Source organism: Rhodoferax sp. ZS1R25, assembly GCF_056521335.1.
The window spans coordinates 1-17,858 of sequence record NZ_JBWMAZ010000002.1 but is presented as its reverse complement, the minus strand read 5'-3'; the positions used below and the strand labels follow the sequence as shown (position 1 = coordinate 17,858).

The window sequence follows — 17,858 nt, the reverse complement described above, 5'->3', positions numbered from 1 at the left end:
ATGTATCTTCAAATAAAGTTCGGCGTATTGCTGGCAGCAGCCATTTCATTGGGTGTCCAAGCCGCAACCGATGCCGATGGCTATAACGCAGCCACCATTCGACTATCCGACATTCCTCAGAATGCACCGACCTTCTCTGGCTATCCTGCCATCCTCTACCAGGGCCGAAACGCAAAGCTTCGACTAGGACAAGACCCCGAAGCCAGACGGTACAAAACACGCCTTCAGGAATGGTCGAAAGAGAAGGTCAACTTTGCGGGTCACTACATCCTGACCACCTGGGGGTGTGGCACCAGTTGCGTCCAAATCATGATCATCGATGCCAAGAATGGGCAGGTATTCCATCCCAAGGGGGCTAGCACCAATAGCGCGGTGAACGTGCAAGACGAGTTGCTGGGCAGCAATGCCCGATGGCATGGCCAAGGCTCCCTGCACTTCCAGCCCGACAGCGAACTCCTGATGCTGGTGGGAGCACCAGAAGAGGATGAGACGCGCAGAGGAATCTCCTATTTCGTATGGCATAACTCTCGCCTCAATTTGGTCCGGCGCATCGTCAAGTTGAATACCCTCCCCTGAAATACAGTCCAACGGCCACGTCAGTGATTGCCACATAGTGTCCAATACCCCCATGGACACCACAGAACGCACCGAACAGCGCATCACGGAGCTGGAAATCAAGGCCAGCTTTGCTGAAGATGCGCTGGACCAGCTCGACAAAATCATTGTTCGCCAGCAAGCGCAGATTGACCTGCTGATTCGTGAACTCACGCACCTGCGCCAGCAGGCCAGCGAACCGGCTGCGGCGCGCAACTTGCGTGACGAGTTGCCTCCCCACTACTGACCTTTGAAACGGAGCCCCGTATGAGCCTGCAAACCTGGTGGTTGTTTGTGATGATGACGTTTGTAGTGTCTGCCACGCCTGGCCCCAACATGCTGCTGGTGATGAGCACCAGCGCGCGCCAGGGCTTGCGCACCGCGGTGATCAGCATGGCGGGCTGCATGACGTCGCTGATGCTGATGTTGGGCCTGTCGGCCGCGGGGCTGGGCGCGCTGCTGCAGGCCTTCCCCGCCGTGTTTGACGCGTTGCGCCTGGCGGGTGCGGCCTATTTGGCCTACCTGGGTGTGCAAGTCTGGCGATCGCCGGTGCAAGAAACCGCCGAGGCACCTACAGACACCACGGCCGCCTCCGCACCACCGGCCAACGCTTGGGCTCTCTACCGGCAAGGCGCGCTGGTGGCTGCCAGCAACCCCAAAGCCATTCTGTTTGCTGCGGCGTTCTTCCCCCAGTTCATCCACCCCGAGCAACCGCAGTTGCTGCAGTTCGCCATTTTGCTGGGCACCTTTGCGGTGATAGAGGTGAGCTGGTATTTTGTGTACGCGGCCAGCGGCAAAAAGCTGGCGCACTACCTGCGCCGTGCCAGCGTGATGAAGACCTTCAACCGGGTGACCGGTGGGGTGTTCGTAGGGTTTGCCGCGCTGATGGCCAGCACGCGCTAACGATTCACCGGGCTAGGCCAGGCCTTGGCGCCGGGAGTCTTTTTCTTGGTACATGCAGAGGTCGCAGCGGTGCAGCCAGGTGTCCAGCGCATCGCCTGCTTCGGCCCCGGCCACCCCCACGCTGGCGGTAACTTCCAGGCCAGGGTGTAAACCATCCCAATCAAAACTGCGGATGGCCTCGTGGATACGTTGGGCCAAGCCCTCGGCATCGCGTCCCTCCACGTGCGCAAAGGCCACGACAAACTCATCGCCCCCCAGGCGCACCGGCACATCGCCGTCGCGCACAAAGCTGCGCAGAATACTGGCGATGGACTTGAGCACCATGTCCCCTACGCGGTGCGAGAAGTTGTCATTGATGAGCTTGAAGTGGTCCACATCCACAAACGCCATGGCGGGTGACAGGCGGCGCTCCTGGCCCTTGCGCAGCACTTCAGGCACCATTTCTTCCAGGTGGCGGCGGTTGTAGAGGCCGGTCAAGGCGTCCTCCAGGGCCAGCTGCTGCAGGCGCTGGGTTTCCTCCGCCAACCTGCGGGCATTGGCGTGGTTGGCACGGGCCTTGAGCTGCCATTCAATGCGTTCTTCGCGGCTGCGCATGGCCTCCAGGCGCAGGTTGTTTTCACGCAGTTTGAGGGCGCGTAAAAAGGCCTGTGCCAGCCGGTCTTTGCCCTGTGCCGACAGCACCTGGGCACTGAGCAGATAGGCAATGCCCACCATGTGCTCGTTGTCGATCTGGTTGGCCATCTCCAGCATGCGCTGCGCCTGGGCTTCGGCCTGTGTCCAGTCTTCACGCGCCCATGCAATTTCGGTGCGCAGCCAGATTTCCATCAGCGTGACCGAAGGGTTGCTGTCGCCACGCGCTTGGGCGCTCTGGGCAAAGTCGGCGTTTTGTAAAGCCAGGTCCCACTGGCCCGACCAACAGGCTTCAAAACCATCGACCAGACCCAGCATCACCTGGGTTTTCACAAACGCTCCCTGTAGCACCAACAGATTGCTCGGGACTTCCGCTGCACGGGCGTGCGAATGGCGCAGATCGGCGAGCCGTTTGAACGAGCGAAATTCGCCGTGGTAGTAGCGGTCGAAGAAGCAGCGCGTGATTTCCATGGCACGCTGGTTAATGCGCGGCAGGTACGACTCCATCCACAGACCGTTGGCATCCAGCAGGTCGATGGCGTGCTGCAGGGCGGCGTCGGCCTTGTCAAAGCTCCAGGCGCAGGCATAGGCCACGCCCAGGTAGTTGTAGGACATGGCGACCGACAGTGGCGCGCCGCCTTCGTTGAGTTTGGCGGCCAGCAACGCCGCATCCACGCCCTCTTCGCTGTGGCCCATCACGCTCAAGGTGTGGGCCACGGCAGACAACGCCTCGGCCTCGCCGGCCACATCCCCCACGATTTCAAACAAGGCTGCCGCACGCTGGGCGGTTTCCTGCGCCCGGCGAAAGCGGGACACCATGCGGTCTCCATGCGCCAGGCACAGCAGCGCCTGGGCTTGGGCCTGCAGATCAAGGGTGTTTTGCGCGTGCTGTAACGCAGCTTTGGAAAGCGACTGACTCTGGGCCACATCGCCACGGTCCAGTGCGCGCTGGGCCTGAAGCAACAGCGAGAGCACGGGTACCGTCTCGGAGGGCAAGTTGGACGCGGACATAAGCACGATGGTTGGGGCGTTGGGCCTGAAAAAGCTGATAACGCAGGGTAATCCCCAATACCCAAACCTGTCACTCCCCCAAACGGGTGAATTTGCAACCGTTGATTACGAACCGACCAGGGCCAAGGCCTTCACCTGGGCCCATACGGACTGCCCTACTGCCAGGCCCAAAGTGTCCACCGCCCGCTGTGTAACCCGCGCCAACAGGGGCGTTGCGCCACATGACAGTTGCACGACAGCTTGCGATGGATGGGTGTCCGGCGCGATTGTGACAACTACACATGGCAACACATTTTGTATGCTGGTGTGGCTAGGTGGCTGCGTCGCAATGCTCACATCGCGCGCCAACACGCGCAAACGCACGCGGTGGCCCTGTGGCAGGCCGGGGTCGCTGATCCACACGCTGCCGCCATCAAAGGCGATGAGCGCGAGGTGCCAGGTGGTGTCTATCGCCAACACATGCCCGTCTAACAACGCCGCCGCGTCCTCTCCCACGCGCACGGGCCCATCCACTTGCGCCAGCACACGCGCTGTGGGGCCGCTGGCGCGCACCTGGCCCTGCTCCAGCACCACCAGGGTGTCGGCCAGGCGGGTCACCTCTTCCATGGCATGGGTGACGTACAGCATGGGAATGTGCAACTCATCGCGCAGCCGCTCCAGCCAGGGCAGGATGTCCTGGCGGCGTGCCGGGTCCAGCGAGGCCAAGGGCTCGTCCAGCAGCAGCAGCTCGGGTTGCGTGGCCAGCGCACGGGCAATGGCCACGCGCTGGCGCTCACCGCCCGATAGCGCCTGGGTACGGCGGTGCAGCAGCGGCTCCAGGCCCAACAGCGCAATGGCATTCTCCAGCGCCAGTAAGGACTCGCCCTGCTCTGCACCGCGGCGTGCACGCTTTTGGGCATAGGCCAGGTTGGCCCGCACGTCCAGGTGGTCAAACAAGCTGGCCTCTTGGAACACATAGCCCACAGGGCGGCGCCAGGCGGGTAACGCAATGCCCTCTGCGTCGTCTTGCCACACTTGGCCATTGATGTGGATATGCGCCTGGGCGGCCTGCTCCAGCCCGGCCACACAGCGCAGCACCGTGGTCTTGCCTGAGCCCGAAGCGCCAAACAGCACGGTGATGCCGCGCGCGGGCAAGGCCAGGTCCACATCCAGCGTGAAACCAGCGCGGGGCAAGCGCAGGCGAATCTGGTTGGGTGCGGTACTCATGCGCGCAACCTGCTGCCCCGCGGATTGAGCCAGCCCAGGCCCAGCAGCACCACAAAGGAAAACACCACCATGCCAGCGGACAACCAGTGCGCTTGCGTGTACTGCAGCGCCTCCACATTGGCGTAAATCTGGATCGACACCACGCGGGTCTTCTCGGGAATATTGCCGCCCATCATCAGCACCACTCCAAACTCACCCACCGTGTGGGCAAAGCACATGACCGCCGCAGTGACAAAGCCGGGGCGCGCCAAGGGAACAGCCACGGTAAAGAAAGCGTCGAGCGGACTGGCGCGCAGCGTGGCTGCCACGTCCATGGGCCGGTTGCCCATGGACTCAAACGCGTACTGCAAAGGCTGCACCGCAAACGGCAGAGAGTAAATCACCGAGCCCAGCACCAGGCCCGCAAAGGTGAACGGCAGCAGGCCGAGACCCATGGCCTGCGTAAGCTGGCCCAAGGGCCCTTGCGGCCCCAGACTCACCAGCAGGTAAAAGCCCAGCACGGTGGGTGGCAATACCAGCGGCAATGCCACCACCGCGCCCACCGGCCCGCGCCAGCGCGAGGCCGTGCGCGCCAGCCACCACGCCAGCGGCGTGGCCAGCAGCAACAGCAGGCAGGTGCTCAAGGTGGCCAGACGCAAGGTCAGCCCGATGGCGCCCAGGTCGTCAGGGCTCATAACCGAAGCTGCGGATCACGGCCTTCGCCACATCGCTGCGCAAAAAGGCCATGAAGGCCGCCGCCGCCGCGTTGTCTTTGCCCGCGTTCAGCACGATGGCATCCTGACGCAGCGGCGTGTGCAAAGTGGGGGGCACCACCCAGGCCGAGCCCTCGGTGATCTTGCCATCCACCATCACCTGCGACAGCGCGACAAAGCCCAGGGTGGCGTTGCCGGTAAACACAAACTGGAAGGCCTGCGCAATGCTTTCACCCTGCACCAGCTTGGGCTGCAGGCTGGCGGCCACGCCCAGCTTGTTCATCACCTCCACCGCTGCCGCACCATAGGGCGCGAGCTTGGGGTCGGCCAGCGCCAGATGGTCAAAGCGGCCGCTGCGCAGCACTTCACCTTTGTCGTCCACCACAGCGCTTTGGCGGCTCCACAGCACCAAGCGGCCTGTGGCATAGGTGAACTGCGAAGCGGCGACGCCCGCGCCCTCCTTGCCCAGACGCGTGGGGGTTTCGTCGTCAGCCGACAGCAGCACCTGGAAAGGCGCGCCGTTCTTGATCTGCGCATACAGCTTGCCCGTGGAGCCCGATACCACGGTGGCCTTGTGGCCGGTGGCTGCCGCAAAGGCCGTGGCAATTTTTTGCACCGGGGCGCTGAAGTTGGCAGCCACCGCCACGGTCACTTCTTCGGCATGCAGGCCGTGGCTCACCAGCAAGGCCAACACACCGGCCCAACGCAGGATGGATTTCATCGGAGTCATGGCAATTTCGCTATTCCAAAAAAGGATAGCGTAGCATAGCCAGCATGACAACCCCTTCCCCTTTGACCAGCCCTGGGCTGGCCGGCGCCCTGGGCCACGAAGTCGCGGACAAGCGTCTGGACATCCTGCGCCGCATTGGCCAGGTGGGCTCGATCTCTGAAGCCGCGCGCGGCGCCGACGTGAGCTACAAGGCCGCCTGGCAGGCCATCGACACGCTGACCAACCTGGCCGGCGCCCCGCTGGTGGAGCGCACCGTGGGCGGCAGTGGCGGCGGTGGCGCACAGCTCACCGCCACGGGCCGGCAGCTGCTGGAGGCAGCGGACACACTGGCCACGTTGCGCCAGCAGGCGCTGGCCCAGGTAACACAGCGCAGTGGCGCGCAAACCGGCGCGGCACCGCGCCTGGTCGGGCTGGGCCTGCGCACCAGCATGCGCAACCAGCTGCCCTGCCAGGTGTTGGCGCTGCAGCGCGCCGGGCGAGCCATGCAGGTGCGCCTGGGCCTGAGCGATGGCAGCACCCTGGCATCCCGCATCACGCGCGAAAGTGCGGAGCTGCTGGGGTTGGCAGTGGGCAGCGAGGTGTTGGCCCTGGCCAAGGCCACCGCGGTGGCTGTGGTGGCCGCGCCCGCCAAGGCTGCTACCTTGCCCAACCAATTGCATGGCACGGTGGCACGGTTGGCGCGCTCTACCGCGGGGGACGAAGTGGTGCTGACGCTGGCCTGCGGACTGCAGATGGTGGGCTTTGCCGCACCAGGCCTGCAGCTCAAAGTGGGCCAGGCCGCTGTGGTGGTGTTTGACGATGCCGCCGTGGTGCTGGCCATCGGCGGTTAGCCAAAATTGCTATTGTTTCAGGAGCTGCTCGCGCACGTTCCACGGGGGCTAGAGCCCTATTTTGCTTAAATTTGGGCCGCTGCAGCCTGCGCAGCGTCGATGAAATCAGACACCAGCGTGAGCTGCGAGGGCACGTTCAGCGCAGGCGCATGGCCGCAGCCCGGCACCTCCACCAACTGCAGGCGCCCGGCAGCACCGGGCCCACGCGTGGTCATGGCCTGCACGGTCTCGCGCAACACCAGGTCTGACTCCGCACCGCGCAGGCACAGCACCGGCGCCTGGATCTGGTCGTAGTGGTCCCAGATCCGGTAGTCGTCCGGGTGTTCGGTGAACTGCTGCACCATGGCCGGGTCGTAATGCGGCGTCACCCGGCCATCGGGCAGGCGGCGCGTGGACGTTTCCGTCAGGCGGCGCCACTGCGCATCGCTGAGCCAGCCATAGGGCCGGTAGACCTGCCGGAAGAAAGCCTCCAGCTCCAGCACGGTGTCAAACGCGGGCGGCTTGCCCGCGTAGGCGCGGATGCGGTCCAGCGCGGCGCTGGCCAGCTCGGGCGCGTTGTCGTTGAGCGTCAGGCTGAGAATTCGAGGCTTCAGCTGTGGCTCCAACATTCCGCCCGCGCACACCGTGCCAATGGCGCCGCCCATAGAGGTTCCCACCCAATGCGCCCTCTCAATCTTGAGCGCATCCAATAGCTCGGCTGCCATGCGTGCATAAAACGCCAGGCAGTACTCCTGGGCCGGGTTGCGGCTCCACTGGCTCAGGCCGCGGCCCAGGGTGTCGGGGCAGATGACGCGGTAGCGCGGGCTCAGGTGCAGGGCCAGTTCGTCCATGTCACGGCCCGTGCGCGCCAGGCCGTGCCAGGCGATCACCACAGGGGCATCAGCGGCACCCCATTCGGTGCAGTGAACTTCGTAGCCTGCGCAGCGCAGGTAGTAAGAGGTAGGGTTCATGGGCAACGTCCTTGCGGGCCTAGCGCAGCAATTTGCCAGAGGCACCGATGACGGTGACCTCCACATAGCGGGAGCCCACACGGTTGCTGGGCGAAAAGCTCACCCGGGTGCCGCCCAGGTCGTAGTTGTTGATCGTCTCCAACGCCTTGACGAGCTTGCTGCGCGTGGGGTTGGGGCCGGCACGGCGCAGGCCTTCCACCAGCACCTTGGCGCCCAGAAATTCTTCAAAGCTGGTGTAGCTGGCGCCCTGGCCGTCGCCGTACTTTTGCAGCAGCGCGTGGTATTCGCGCACCGCGGGCTTGTTGGCCATGAACGGGTACGGCACCACCTGCGAAATGCCCAGGCCATGCACCGACTTCACCCCCGCCAGCTTGACCAGCTCGGCCGGGTCCACCACCGAGATGTTGTACAGCTGCGCACCGCCACCCGCATCGCGGTACTGGGTGGCGAACGCCGCCGTGGAGCGGTTCACCGAAATCATGATCACCGCCTGCGCGTCCGACGCCTTGATGGCCTTGACCGCCTCCTGCACCTGGTCGGTGTTGCGCTCATAGGGCGCGGTGACCACCAGCGCCATGCCGCGCTTGGCCACCGCCGCCTCCACACCCACCAGGCCTGCTTTGCCAAAGGCATCGTTCTGGTACATCACGGCAATGCGCGTCATGCCCAGCGTGGCCACCTGGTTGACCATGTGCTCGGTCTCGTCGGCGTAGCCAGCGCGCACATGGAAGATGTAGGGGTTGAACGGGCTGCGCAGCGCCTCGCCGCCCGTGTAGGGCGCCACCAGCGGTGCGCCGCCCACATCCAGAATGCCCTCGCTGAGCAGCTTGGCCACATTGGCCGTACCGGCAAAGCCAAACAGCGCGATCACCTCGGGCCGCTCCAACGCCTCCTTGGTCAGGCGCACGGTGTCGTCGACCTTGTAGCCGTCATCGAGCACCGTGTGTTTGATCTTGGCGCCAAAAATGCCGCCGTTGTCGTTCACCCAGTCAAAGTAAATCTTGCCGCCCAGCACCATCTGCTGGCCGGTGCTGGCCAGCACGCCACTCAGCGGCGCCACCTGCACGATGGTGAGGTCACCGGCGCGCACGCGCGGCAGCGCGGCCATGCAGGCCACGGCCGTCACCACCAGCGCCAGGCGCAGGCGCGCCGTCCAGAAATGCACACGGTTCATGGAAGTCTCCAACGTGAAGTTTGTTAGTTAGCGCTGGGCCGCAGCCCGCAAACGCCCCACTACGCCGGTGGGGAAGTAATAGACCGACAACACAAACAACACGCCCAGCCAGAGCAGCCAGCGGTCGGGCGACAACAGGGCCGACAGCCATGGCAAACTGGCGGCCGCCTCGCTACCCACACGCAGCAGGTCCTGCAAATAGCTCTGCGCCACGAGGAACAACACGGCGCCAACGATGGAGCCATACAGCGTGCCCATGCCGCCAATGACGACGATGAGCAGCACGTCCATCATGATTTCGAACGACAGCGAGGTGTCGGGCCCGTTGTAGCGCAGCCAGAGCGCCAGCATGGCGCCGGCCAGCGTGGCAAACACGGCCGAGAGGATGCTGGAGATCGTGCGGTACACCACCACGCGGTAGCCAATGGCCTCGGCGCGGAACTCGTTCTCACGGATGGCCTGCAGCACACGGCCAAACGGCGAATTCACGATGCGCAGCAACGCGAGAAACAACACGGTGGCTACGACAAACAGCAGGTAGAAGCACAGCAGCCGGCCATCGAGCGAAGCCCCTAAAAACGGGGTTTCACTCAACTCAAAACTGGGCGACAGCACGGCGGGCACCTTGAAGGTCAGGCCGTCTTCGCCACCCGTGAACTCGTGCAGCTGCGAGGCCAGCGTGAGGAAGGCGGAGGCCACGGCGAGCGTGATCATGGCAAAGAAGATGGCCCGCACGCGCAGCGAAAACAGGCCGATGAGCCAGGCCAGCAGCAGGGACACGACCAACGCGCCCCCCACGCCCACGCCCAACGCACTCCAGGTGGCGCCCAGCCGCGTGGTGGCAATGGCAATGCCATAGGCGCCAATGCCAAAGAACATGGTGTGCGCAAAGCTCACGATGCCGGTGTAGCCCAAGAGCAGGTCAAAGCTGGCCACCAGCACGATGAAGACCAGCACCTTGGCCGCCACGTTCAGGGCCTTGACGCCCGGAAAGATGAACGGTGTGAACGCCAGTGCCAACACCAGCACGGCCAGGATCAAGGCGAGCCAGCGGCTGCGTGGCAGGTCGTTGGAAAGAATGCGTTGCAACATGGTCATTTCCCTCTATCGATTCGCCACGGGATAAACGCCCTGCGGACGCCAAAGCAGGATGCCGACCATGAGCGCGATGTTGGAAAACAGCGCGACCTTTGGGGCAAGGAAGCCGGTGTAATTGGCCATCAGGCCCACCAGCAAAGCGCCGATGAGCGCGCCGCCCGTGGAGCCCAGGCCGCCGATGATGATGACGATGAAGATCAGCACGTTGACCTGCGCGCCCATTTGCGGCGTCACGGTCTGCTGGTACAGGCCCCACATCACACCACCCAGGCCGGCCAGCGCGCTGCCCACCACAAACACGCCAATGAACAGGCGCTTGATGCGGTAGCCCAGGCTCTCCACCATCTCGCGGTCCTGCACGCCGGCTCGGATCAGCAGGCCGATCTTGGTACGGCCCAGCACCCAGGCCAGCGCGGCAAACACCACCAGGCCCACCACCACGGCCATGAGGCGGTATTTTTCGATGGCCGCATCGCCCAGCAGCACCGCGCCGCGCATGCCCTCGGGCAGCGGCAGCGCAATCTGCGCGGGGCCCCAGACGACCTTGATCAGCTCCTCGCCAATGATCATGCCGCCCATGGTGATGAGGATTTGCTTCAGGTGCTGGCCGTACACGGGCCGCACGATAAACCGCTCAAACGCCAGGCCCAGCGCACCCGCCACCGCCATGGCCACCAGCATGGCCGGAAACACCGCCACCAGGTTGCGCCAGAGTTCGGTAGAGCCGGTCCAGTCGCCCATGGCGCCCATCACCGTGGTGGCGACAAAGGCGCCCAGCGCGATGAACACGCCGTGGCCAAAGTTCAGCACGTCCATGAGGCCAAACACCAGCGTGAGGCCCGAGGCGATGATGAAGACGATCATGCCCATGGCCAGGCCGGCCACGGTGAGCGTGAGCCAGGTGCTGGGCGAACCCACCAAGGGCAAAGCCAAGAGCGCCAACAGTGGCACCAGGGCCAGCGGCTTCCAATCGAAATCTGTTTTCATAGTGACAACCCCAGCAGCGTGCGCTGCAGCGCTTCGTCTTCGGCCAGGGCCTGCATGGCACCGGCGTGCACCACACGGCCATCGTCCATCACGGCCACATGGTCGCCCAGGCGTTTGGCGAAGCTGATGTTTTGTTCCACCAACAAGATGGTGGTGCCGGTTTGCTTGAGCTGGGCAAACGCGTCGATCATGTTGTTGATGATGGCGGGCGCCAGGCCCTTGCTGGGCTCGTCCACGATGAGCAGCTTGCGCGGCTCCACAATCGCCCGCGCCACGGCCAGCATTTGCTTCTGCCCGCCCGAGAGCTTGCCCGCGGGGTGGTTCCAGAATTTCTCCACCGCGGGGAACAGCGAGAAGATCCACTTCAGCCGCTCGCCATCGATGTCTTGCGCACGCTTGGCTTTGCGCGCAGCCAGCAGCATGTTTTCTTGCACGGTCAGGTCGGCAAAGATGCCCATGTTTTCGGGTACATAGGCAATGTCCAAGCCCGCAATCTGCGGGGTCTCGGTGGCGGTGATGTCTTTGCCGTCAAACACCACGCGGCCCTGGCTCGCGTGCCACAGGCCCATGATGGTGCGCAGCGTGGTGGTCTTGCCCGCGCCATTGCGGCCCAGCAGCATGGTGAGCTGGCCACGCGGCACCTGCAGGTCCACACCATGCAGGATGTGGTACGCGCCGATGTGGGTGTGCAGGCCCGAGAGTTCGAGCAGGTTGTTGTTAGCGGGGGCGCTCATGCGGCCTCCTTGTCGGCGGGGGCCACGCCCAGGTACGCCTGTTGCACCACTGGCGAGGCAATCACCTCGGCCGGGTCACCATCGGCCACCAGCGTGCCGTTGTGCAGCACGATGATGCGGTCCGCGAGTTCGCGCACCACGTCCATCTTGTGCTCCACCAGCAGGATGATTTTGGTGGGGTCTTGCTTGAGCGCGCGGATCAGATTCAGGATCACCGGCGCCTCGTCGGCACTCATGCCGGCCGTGGGTTCGTCGAACATGTAGACGTCTGGGTCCAGCGCCATCAGCAGCGCCACTTCGAGCTTGCGCTGGTCGCCATGCGGCAGGCTGGCCACGGTGGCGTCCTGTTTGTCGCGCAGGGCCACGGCTTGCAAGATTTCCAGCGCGCGCTGCGTCAGCCCCGCGTGGTCGCTCCAGATGCTCCAGAGGTTCAGGCCACGCAAATGCTTGCCGCCCTGCGTGGCTTGCACGGCCAGGCGCACGTTCTCGAGCACGCTAAGGTTGGGGAACAGGTTGGTGAGCTGAAACGCCCGCCCCAGCCCGGCGCGCGTACGGGCCGAAGGGCTGAGGGACGACAGGTTGACCCCGTTCAAATACACCCTGCCCTGCGTGGCCTGCAGTTGGCCCGAGATCAGGTTGAAATAGGTGGTCTTGCCCGCGCCATTGGGGCCGACGATGGCGGTCAACGTGCCAGGCAGGAAATTGCAGCTGACAGCATTCACCGCCACGTGGCCGCCAAAGCGGATCGTGAGGTCTTTGGTTTCAAGCATAGGGTCCCCGCAGGTCGGGGTGAAGAGAGGCGGCACCCCTAGGTGCCGCCGGAACATCAACGGTTATTGCGGATGGGCACGGCCATCTCGTCGGCCTTGATCTCGCGGATCAGCTCGGGCACGCCCCAGGCAAAGGCCGGGTCCACCTTGATCTTGAAGTGGTACATGCTTTGCATGGCCTGGTGGTCTTCCTTGCGGAAGGTCATCTTGCCCTTGGGTGTGTCAAAGCTCATACCTTCCATGGTCTTGATCAGCGTGTTGGCGCTGGTGTCACCGTTGCTGGCTTTCAGCGCGGTGACCACGGCCATGGCGGCGGAGAAGCCCCCTGCGGTGAAGAAGTCAGGCGGTGCCTTGAACTGGCTGTAGTGGCGCGCCACCATGGCTTCGTTCACGGGATTCTTGGGCATGCCGAAGTAGTAGTAGGCCGCGCCTTCCATCCCGGGGAACTGCTTGTAGGCCACCATGGCGGGCAGGATGTTGCCGCCCGTTGCGATCTCGATGCCGTGGCGCTTCAGGTCCATGTCGGCGATCTTGAAGGGGTTGCCACCAGCCCAGATGATGAAGATCACCTTGCGGCCCGGTTGGTCCTTGAGTTTGTCGATCAGGCGCTGGCCACCGGCAGTGAAGTCCGTGGTGGCGGGCGGCAGGTATTCCTCGTGCACCAGCTTGGCCTTCTTGATGGCTTCGCGGAAGGCCTTCACACCGTCGCGGCCAAAGGCGCTGTCTTGCGCCATGGTGGCAATGGTCACACCGGCCTTGTCCAGCGCCACAGCGTTGGCAATCGCGTCCTGGCTGCTGTTGCGGCCGGTGCGGAAGATGTACTTGTTCCACTTGTCGCCGGTGATGGAGTCGGCCACGGCAGGCTCGACCACCAGAATCTTTTTGTATTCCTCGGCCACAGGCAGCATGGCCAGTGCCACGGGCGATGCGGTGGGGCCCACGGCCAAGTCCACCTTGTCATCACCATAGGCGGCGGCCAGCAGGCTCTTGCCCTGGTCGGGCTTGCCCTGGTCGTCTTTTTCAATCACGGTGATCTTCTTGCCGGCCACCATCATGGTGCCGCCGGTGGCGTAGTCCAGGCCCATCATGAAACCGGTCTGGGTTTGCTTGCCATAGGCTTCCAGGGGGCCGGTCTTGCTGTAGATGTGGGCGATCTTGATTTCCTTGGACTGCGCAAAGGCAGCGCCAGAAATCAGGCCGGCGCACAGGCTGGCGGCGATGAGCGTGGCCTGGGCGGCCCAGCGGGGGTGGTGCATGTCTGTCTCCTGTTGTTGTGGTTTCGCAGCAAGCAATTCGCACAATCTGTGCCAAAAGCTAAGTGCTTGAATTCATTCAGGAAAATGCTTCACATGCAAGAGTCAGCTCGGCAATTGATCAATATTCAGACATATTTTTTGTCTAAATATAAGTCATATGTCTACCTTTCAGACAATTCAAGGCGTGCATACAGCGTAGCGCGCGAGATGCCCAAAGCCTTGGCCACGGCTACTTTGTTGCCGCCCAACGCCTGCATGGCGTCGCGAATGGCTTGTGCTTCCAGCGCAGCCACCTGCTCGGCCAGCGGGCGCACGGGCGCCACCACGGCGGCTTGTACCAGCACGGTTTCAGTTCGCAGGGGCGCTGCCTGCAGCGGCTGCACGCCCGATTCACTGAGCACCAGCGAAAACACCTCGGCCTCCACCCGCACCGATTCGCTGCGCATCACCGCCTGCTCCAGCACATTGCGCAGCTCGCGGATGTTGCCGCGCCAGGGCTGGGCCTCCATCAGGGCCAGGGCTTCGGGCGGCAGCTCGGGCGGCGGCAGGCCGCTGCGCAGGGCCACGTCCTCACCCAGCACCTCCAGCAGTGCCGCAATGTCCGCGCGCCGCTCGCGCAGCGGTGGCACGCGGATGGGCAGCACATTGAGGCGGTAAAACAAATCTTCGCGAAACGTGCCCGCGCGTACCAGGCCCGCCAGGTCGCGCGAGGTGGCGGCAATCACGCGCACATTCACGGGGAGCAGCTTGTTGGAGCCCAGAGGCTCAATCTCGCCCTCTTGCAACGCGCGCAGCAGCTTGCTTTGCAGGGCCTGCGGCATGTCGCCAATCTCGTCCAGAAACAGCGTGCCCCCGTCGGCCAGGCGGAACTTGCCATCGCGCCCCTTGCGGTCGGCCCCCGTAAAAGCGCCAGGCGCGTAGCCAAAAAACTCGGCCTCCAGCAAGGTTTCGGGCACCGCGGCGATGTTGACGCTGATGAAGGGCCCGCGTGCGCGGCTGGACGCGGCGTGGATGGCGTGGGCCAGCAACTCCTTGCCGGTGCCGGTTTCGCCCAACAGCAGCACGGGGCTGCTGGAGAGCGCGGCACGGCGTGCGTGGCGTTTGACCTCTACGGCCGCCGGGCTCTGGCCCACAAAGCTGGCAAAGGTGTATTTGGACTGGCGCTGGCCCGGGGCCTGCAGACGCTGGGTGGCCAACTCGCGCCGGGCATCGTCCAGGTCGCGCTGCAAGAGCGAGAACTTCTCGATCAACGGCTGCAGCGTGGTCTCGGCATGGTCAAACAACACAATGCCCAAGGCGCCAATCACCTGCCCCGCCGCGTCGCGCAGCGGAATGCGGCTGACCACAAAGGTGCCGGCCCGGTTGGTCAGCAGGTCGATGAGGATGGGCTTGCCGGTCTCCAGCACCTGGTGCATCTGGGTGTTGTGCACCACCATGGAAACCGGGTGGCCAACAAAGTCTTCCTCGCGCTCAAAACCCAACGCGGGCAGGAAGCGCTTGTACTGATCGTTGATCCAGACCACGCGGGCCTGGCGGTCCACCAGCATCATGCCTTCGCTGGCGCTGGAGAACAGCGCAAACATGGAGCGTGCCGCCAGCTCCAGAATGCTCTGGGCGTCGCGCGGCAGGGAGTCGGGGGTGTCCATGCGGCAATGTTAACCGTGGAGCATACGGTCAGACGCACTATGAAAAAAGGAGCTGCTCCCGCATATTCCACGCGGGCTACAGCTCCTTTTTATGCCTAAAAGCGGATTCAGGCAGCCAGGGCAGGCCATTGCATCCATCGCCCTGCTTCGGTATCACAGGTTTGCGTTTGCGCAAGTCCCTGTGCCCCGCATTTTTCTGGCCCTTGCACTACTTGCAAGGGCTTGACAGATGAACGAACTGTGAGAGTTTGGAGGTGTCAATTGAAAGGAATCACACATGACACGCAAACGCACCAAGACAGAAACCAGCATCCTGCACAGTTTTTCAGAACTGGCCAACGTACTGCGCCTCTTCCTGGCTGTCTGGGAGCATTGGAGTTCCCACATTCTTGTTTAGCCGCTGACACGCCGCACCAGCGCCGTGCATGGGCTTGGAGTGGGATGCGGGCTCATCCTTGCCCAGCACGGGTAGGCGTGCACTGTGACAATACCGTCTCGGTGGACTTCTAGCAGTCCCTCTGGATCGATATATGAAAGCGGATCAGCCCCCACATACCCAAATCGGTTAGCAATTGATGTCTACCCTAGCTAACTTTTTTGGAGTCGCTCATGTGGCATCAATCCTCGATCACATTTTGCTAGCGGATCTGCACCATGCTTCTTAAGCAAATCAATATTGCGTTGAATTCCGCCCATATACGCATAGTGCAAGGGCGTCATTTCAAATTCACCACGCTCATTCAGATTGGCTCCGTTTTCAATGAGCCACTCAATATCCTCTACATCACCTTTCCATGCAGCAATATGTATCGGACTTTCCCCCAAAACGTTCTTTTGATTAACTTCAGTTAAAGGTATGTCTCGCCCGTCATCATCAGTTAGCGACCACCAGTGTTTTTGAAGTTTCTGCAATGTATTTAGCATGGTTTGCAATCGCCCCTATCAAGACGTCGTTGTAGCTTATCTCTTTCCTTTTTGAGAATCTCAATCCTTTTTGCATGACCAGGATTCAATAGTCCTCCGAACCAGTTTTGCGTCAGCAGCTCTCTAGCCTTAATTGCTCTGTCGTAATGGTCTATTCTCTTTTGTACTTCATCACATTTGGGCCCGTTCGGATCTTGATACGCAACAGGAGGGACATCAAACTCCTTCACTGCATCTCTATCCCGAACAAACCTATCGTTTTCAAGCGGGTCCGATGACCAAGGGCTAAAATCACCACTGGGCGCGGTAGTGTTGTGATTCGTGGACCACACGCCCCACCCCAGGGCTACAGCTGTTGCGCCCACGCCAGCGGCACATGGAACCGGTCCTCCAAAGCACCATGCCAGCGCTGGCTGTAACCCTAACGCATCGGAATTCCCTAGCGGGTTCACGCACAATTGTGCGACAGATCTGTGATCTACGAATCAAAGTGCTGTCGCAAACCGTGGCTTAGGATTGAACTGATTCAGGGCTCCAGATGCAGCGTAATACCGTTCAATTTCGCTCTTTGGATACTGTGTAAATCGTGCCGTTTGCACGCCTTTACATTGCTCCAATATTGCAAGAGATTTGTCTTTTGAACATACACCAAAAAGTTCCAAATGTTTGAGTGATGCCATCTTTACCAAAGGCTCAAGCGAATCAACTAACGTGCACTTTCCTGTCGAATCCCATGCTGCAGAAGTAGATAGAGAAAGTGACTCAATATTCGACAAGCATGAGAGTACTTCAAGTTTGTGAACTTTAGGCATATGAAGAATACTCAGATAACGTAGTTTGCGAAGCGGCACTAGAAATTCGAGTGACTCATCTGGAATTGTCCCAATGACCAACTCTTCTAAATTTTGAAGCTCAGCCAGTTGTTGCAGACTTTTATACTTGCAGTGCCAAATACGTAGGCTACTCAGTTCATGGGCCCGTTCAAGCTCTGGAAACACCTTTGCGGCATCTCGAATTAGATCAATATGCATGCGATTACATCCCGTGTTTTGATAACCACTCACTGCCCCACTGCACAGCCTCGTCGTACCACGACCTCGTTGGGGCAATTGAATTGATTTGATTCTGAAACAGAGGATTTTTATTCTTCAGTGTTTGTTCAATGGCACGCGCTTGATCCTTTGTAACTTGTGAAGTAGTGAGCTTCAGCAAGCTGTCGAAACGGTCACCATGTTGGCAAGCACGGTTGGCAATATTGCTTGTTATTCCGGTATAGACAAACTCCCCATTTTTGACACCTAGATATACGTCATGAGTCGCTTCTGCTGCCATTCGTCCAGCAAAAACAGGACCCGTCGTCGGATTGGGGACGCCGGCAGCTACTTCCGCCGCGATTGCAGCTCCAGTTCCAATAGTTACAGAATTCTCTACAAGAAAGATGTATGCCGCTACGCAAAACGGACACAGGCCAGAGGGGTCTGTTCTGTTGAGTGGTAGTCCACCCACGTACCCCCTCCGATTCCATCCCCCCGCCAACCCAATAGGGTCCATTTGAAGGTAGTCGCCCATCATCGGCCTGTAGGAACGAAATCCGTTGTAGCTGAGATTCGATTCCGAATCAAAGTACTGCCCCGGGAACCTCAAATTCACCGCAAAGCTAGGCGCCGTGGCCTTCAGCAAGGTCGGCTGGTTGGTAATCGCCACCTTCGGATTGGTCGTAGCT

General features: G+C 61.8%; 19 protein-coding genes. 4 read left to right on the top strand and 15 right to left on the bottom strand.

The genetic code is table 11. The features are described 5' to 3' along the window. The 3 genes from AC097R_RS10870 to AC097R_RS10860 are packed head-to-tail and all read left to right on the top strand — an operon-like array spanning position 1 to position 1,497. Positions 1-576, top strand: coding sequence for a hypothetical protein (locus AC097R_RS10870; RefSeq protein WP_479598141.1), 576 nt, complete (start codon positions 1-3; stop codon positions 574-576). Positions 577-628: 52 nt separating this feature from the next. Beyond that, positions 629-841: a SlyX family protein gene (locus tag AC097R_RS10865; protein ID WP_479598140.1), complete on the top strand. Its 213-nt coding sequence runs from the start codon at positions 629-631 to the stop codon at positions 839-841. Positions 842-861: 20 nt separating this feature from the next. After that, positions 862-1,497: a LysE family translocator gene (locus AC097R_RS10860; protein WP_479598139.1), complete on the top strand. Its 636-nt coding sequence runs from the start codon at positions 862-864 to the stop codon at positions 1,495-1,497. A gap of 12 nt (positions 1,498-1,509) precedes the next feature. Here the strand turns inward: AC097R_RS10860 and AC097R_RS10855 are convergent, their stop codons facing one another. The 4 genes from AC097R_RS10855 to modA form a co-directional block, all read right to left on the bottom strand. Next, entirely contained in the window at positions 1,510-3,138 is a 1,629-nt protein-coding gene (locus AC097R_RS10855) for a GGDEF domain-containing protein (RefSeq protein WP_479598138.1), read from the bottom strand. A gap of 105 nt (positions 3,139-3,243) precedes the next feature. Continuing rightward, complete coding sequence (gene modC, locus AC097R_RS10850; protein WP_479598137.1) at positions 3,244-4,344, bottom strand: molybdenum ABC transporter ATP-binding protein; 1,101 nt, start codon at positions 4,342-4,344, stop codon at positions 3,244-3,246. Next, positions 4,341-5,018 (bottom strand): molybdate ABC transporter permease subunit, encoded by a 678-nt coding sequence (gene modB / locus AC097R_RS10845; protein ID WP_479598136.1) that lies wholly within the window; start codon positions 5,016-5,018, stop codon positions 4,341-4,343. Before modB ends, modC begins: the two co-directional genes overlap by 4 nt. Further along, positions 5,008-5,757, bottom strand: a complete 750-nt coding sequence (modA, locus tag AC097R_RS10840) for a molybdate ABC transporter substrate-binding protein (RefSeq protein WP_479598135.1) — start codon at positions 5,755-5,757, stop codon at positions 5,008-5,010. The genes modB and modA overlap by 11 nt, the downstream gene beginning before the upstream one ends. A gap of 53 nt (positions 5,758-5,810) precedes the next feature. On the opposite strand from modA, the gene AC097R_RS10835 reads away from it, so the two are divergent. Next, the gene (locus tag AC097R_RS10835) at positions 5,811-6,596 is read left to right on the top strand and encodes a TOBE domain-containing protein (protein ID WP_479598134.1); all 786 of its coding nucleotides are present in this window, start codon (positions 5,811-5,813) and stop codon (positions 6,594-6,596) included. A gap of 65 nt (positions 6,597-6,661) precedes the next feature. On the opposite strand, the gene AC097R_RS10830 is transcribed toward AC097R_RS10835, so the two are convergent. The 11 genes from AC097R_RS10830 to AC097R_RS10780 form a co-directional block, all read right to left on the bottom strand. Then, entirely contained in the window at positions 6,662-7,546 is an 885-nt protein-coding gene (locus tag AC097R_RS10830; RefSeq protein ID WP_479598133.1) for an alpha/beta fold hydrolase, read from the bottom strand. Between the two features lie 19 nt (positions 7,547-7,565). Continuing rightward, a complete protein-coding gene (locus AC097R_RS10825) occupies positions 7,566-8,720 on the bottom strand; it encodes an ABC transporter substrate-binding protein (RefSeq protein WP_479598132.1) in 1,155 nt (384 codons plus the stop codon). A 27-nt stretch (positions 8,721-8,747) separates the two neighbouring features. Next, complete coding sequence (locus AC097R_RS10820) at positions 8,748-9,812, bottom strand: branched-chain amino acid ABC transporter permease (RefSeq protein WP_479598131.1); 1,065 nt, start codon at positions 9,810-9,812, stop codon at positions 8,748-8,750. A 12-nt stretch (positions 9,813-9,824) separates the two neighbouring features. Next, positions 9,825-10,805 (bottom strand): branched-chain amino acid ABC transporter permease, encoded by a 981-nt coding sequence (locus AC097R_RS10815; RefSeq protein WP_479598130.1) that lies wholly within the window; start codon positions 10,803-10,805, stop codon positions 9,825-9,827. After that, on the bottom strand, positions 10,802-11,539 hold the full coding sequence (locus AC097R_RS10810) for an ABC transporter ATP-binding protein (protein ID WP_479598129.1): 738 nt from the start codon (positions 11,537-11,539) through the stop codon (positions 10,802-10,804). The genes AC097R_RS10815 and AC097R_RS10810 overlap by 4 nt, the downstream gene beginning before the upstream one ends. Continuing rightward, positions 11,536-12,309 carry an ABC transporter ATP-binding protein gene (locus tag AC097R_RS10805; protein WP_479598128.1) on the bottom strand — a complete coding sequence of 258 codons (774 nt, stop codon included), beginning with the start codon at positions 12,307-12,309 and terminating at the stop codon, positions 11,536-11,538. The genes AC097R_RS10810 and AC097R_RS10805 overlap by 4 nt, the downstream gene beginning before the upstream one ends. A 56-nt stretch (positions 12,310-12,365) precedes the next feature. Continuing rightward, complete coding sequence (locus tag AC097R_RS10800; RefSeq protein WP_479598127.1) at positions 12,366-13,565, bottom strand: substrate-binding domain-containing protein; 1,200 nt, start codon at positions 13,563-13,565, stop codon at positions 12,366-12,368. Between the two features lie 161 nt (positions 13,566-13,726). Next, positions 13,727-15,211, bottom strand: coding sequence for a sigma-54 interaction domain-containing protein (locus tag AC097R_RS10795; RefSeq protein ID WP_479598126.1), 1,485 nt, complete (start codon positions 15,209-15,211; stop codon positions 13,727-13,729). 588 nt (positions 15,212-15,799) lie between these two features. Then, positions 15,800-16,135, bottom strand: coding sequence for an ankyrin repeat domain-containing protein (locus AC097R_RS10790; protein ID WP_479598125.1), 336 nt, complete (start codon positions 16,133-16,135; stop codon positions 15,800-15,802). Positions 16,136-16,620: 485 nt separating this feature from the next. Then, on the bottom strand, positions 16,621-17,166 hold the full coding sequence (locus tag AC097R_RS10785; protein ID WP_479598124.1) for a hypothetical protein: 546 nt from the start codon (positions 17,164-17,166) through the stop codon (positions 16,621-16,623). 4 nt (positions 17,167-17,170) lie between these two features. Next, a partial coding sequence (locus AC097R_RS10780; RefSeq protein WP_479598123.1) for an RHS repeat-associated core domain-containing protein occupies positions 17,171-17,858 on the bottom strand: 688 nt, incomplete at its 5' end.

What these genes read in the sequence shown, in the direction of transcription:
- AC097R_RS10870 (WP_479598141.1), top strand. Translation starts at nt 1, where the DNA reads ATGTATCTTCAAATAAAGTTCGGCGTATTGCTGGCAGCAGCCATTTCA.
- AC097R_RS10865 (WP_479598140.1), top strand. Translation starts at nt 629, where the DNA reads ATGGACACCACAGAACGCACCGAACAGCGCATCACGGAGCTGGAAATC.
- AC097R_RS10860 (WP_479598139.1), top strand. Translation starts at nt 862, where the DNA reads ATGAGCCTGCAAACCTGGTGGTTGTTTGTGATGATGACGTTTGTAGTG.
- AC097R_RS10855 (WP_479598138.1), bottom strand. Translation starts at nt 3,138, where the DNA reads ATGTCCGCGTCCAACTTGCCCTCCGAGACGGTACCCGTGCTCTCGCTG.
- modC (WP_479598137.1), bottom strand. Translation starts at nt 4,344, where the DNA reads ATGAGTACCGCACCCAACCAGATTCGCCTGCGCTTGCCCCGCGCTGGT.
- modB (WP_479598136.1), bottom strand. Translation starts at nt 5,018, where the DNA reads ATGAGCCCTGACGACCTGGGCGCCATCGGGCTGACCTTGCGTCTGGCC.
- modA (WP_479598135.1), bottom strand. Translation starts at nt 5,757, where the DNA reads ATGAAATCCATCCTGCGTTGGGCCGGTGTGTTGGCCTTGCTGGTGAGC.
- AC097R_RS10835 (WP_479598134.1), top strand. Translation starts at nt 5,811, where the DNA reads ATGACAACCCCTTCCCCTTTGACCAGCCCTGGGCTGGCCGGCGCCCTG.
- AC097R_RS10830 (WP_479598133.1), bottom strand. Translation starts at nt 7,546, where the DNA reads ATGAACCCTACCTCTTACTACCTGCGCTGCGCAGGCTACGAAGTTCAC.
- AC097R_RS10825 (WP_479598132.1), bottom strand. Translation starts at nt 8,720, where the DNA reads ATGAACCGTGTGCATTTCTGGACGGCGCGCCTGCGCCTGGCGCTGGTG.
- AC097R_RS10820 (WP_479598131.1), bottom strand. Translation starts at nt 9,812, where the DNA reads ATGTTGCAACGCATTCTTTCCAACGACCTGCCACGCAGCCGCTGGCTC.
- AC097R_RS10815 (WP_479598130.1), bottom strand. Translation starts at nt 10,805, where the DNA reads ATGAAAACAGATTTCGATTGGAAGCCGCTGGCCCTGGTGCCACTGTTG.
- AC097R_RS10810 (WP_479598129.1), bottom strand. Translation starts at nt 11,539, where the DNA reads ATGAGCGCCCCCGCTAACAACAACCTGCTCGAACTCTCGGGCCTGCAC.
- AC097R_RS10805 (WP_479598128.1), bottom strand. Translation starts at nt 12,309, where the DNA reads ATGCTTGAAACCAAAGACCTCACGATCCGCTTTGGCGGCCACGTGGCG.
- AC097R_RS10800 (WP_479598127.1), bottom strand. Translation starts at nt 13,565, where the DNA reads ATGCACCACCCCCGCTGGGCCGCCCAGGCCACGCTCATCGCCGCCAGC.
- AC097R_RS10795 (WP_479598126.1), bottom strand. Translation starts at nt 15,211, where the DNA reads ATGGACACCCCCGACTCCCTGCCGCGCGACGCCCAGAGCATTCTGGAG.
- AC097R_RS10790 (WP_479598125.1), bottom strand. Translation starts at nt 16,135, where the DNA reads ATGCTAAATACATTGCAGAAACTTCAAAAACACTGGTGGTCGCTAACT.
- AC097R_RS10785 (WP_479598124.1), bottom strand. Translation starts at nt 17,166, where the DNA reads ATGCATATTGATCTAATTCGAGATGCCGCAAAGGTGTTTCCAGAGCTT.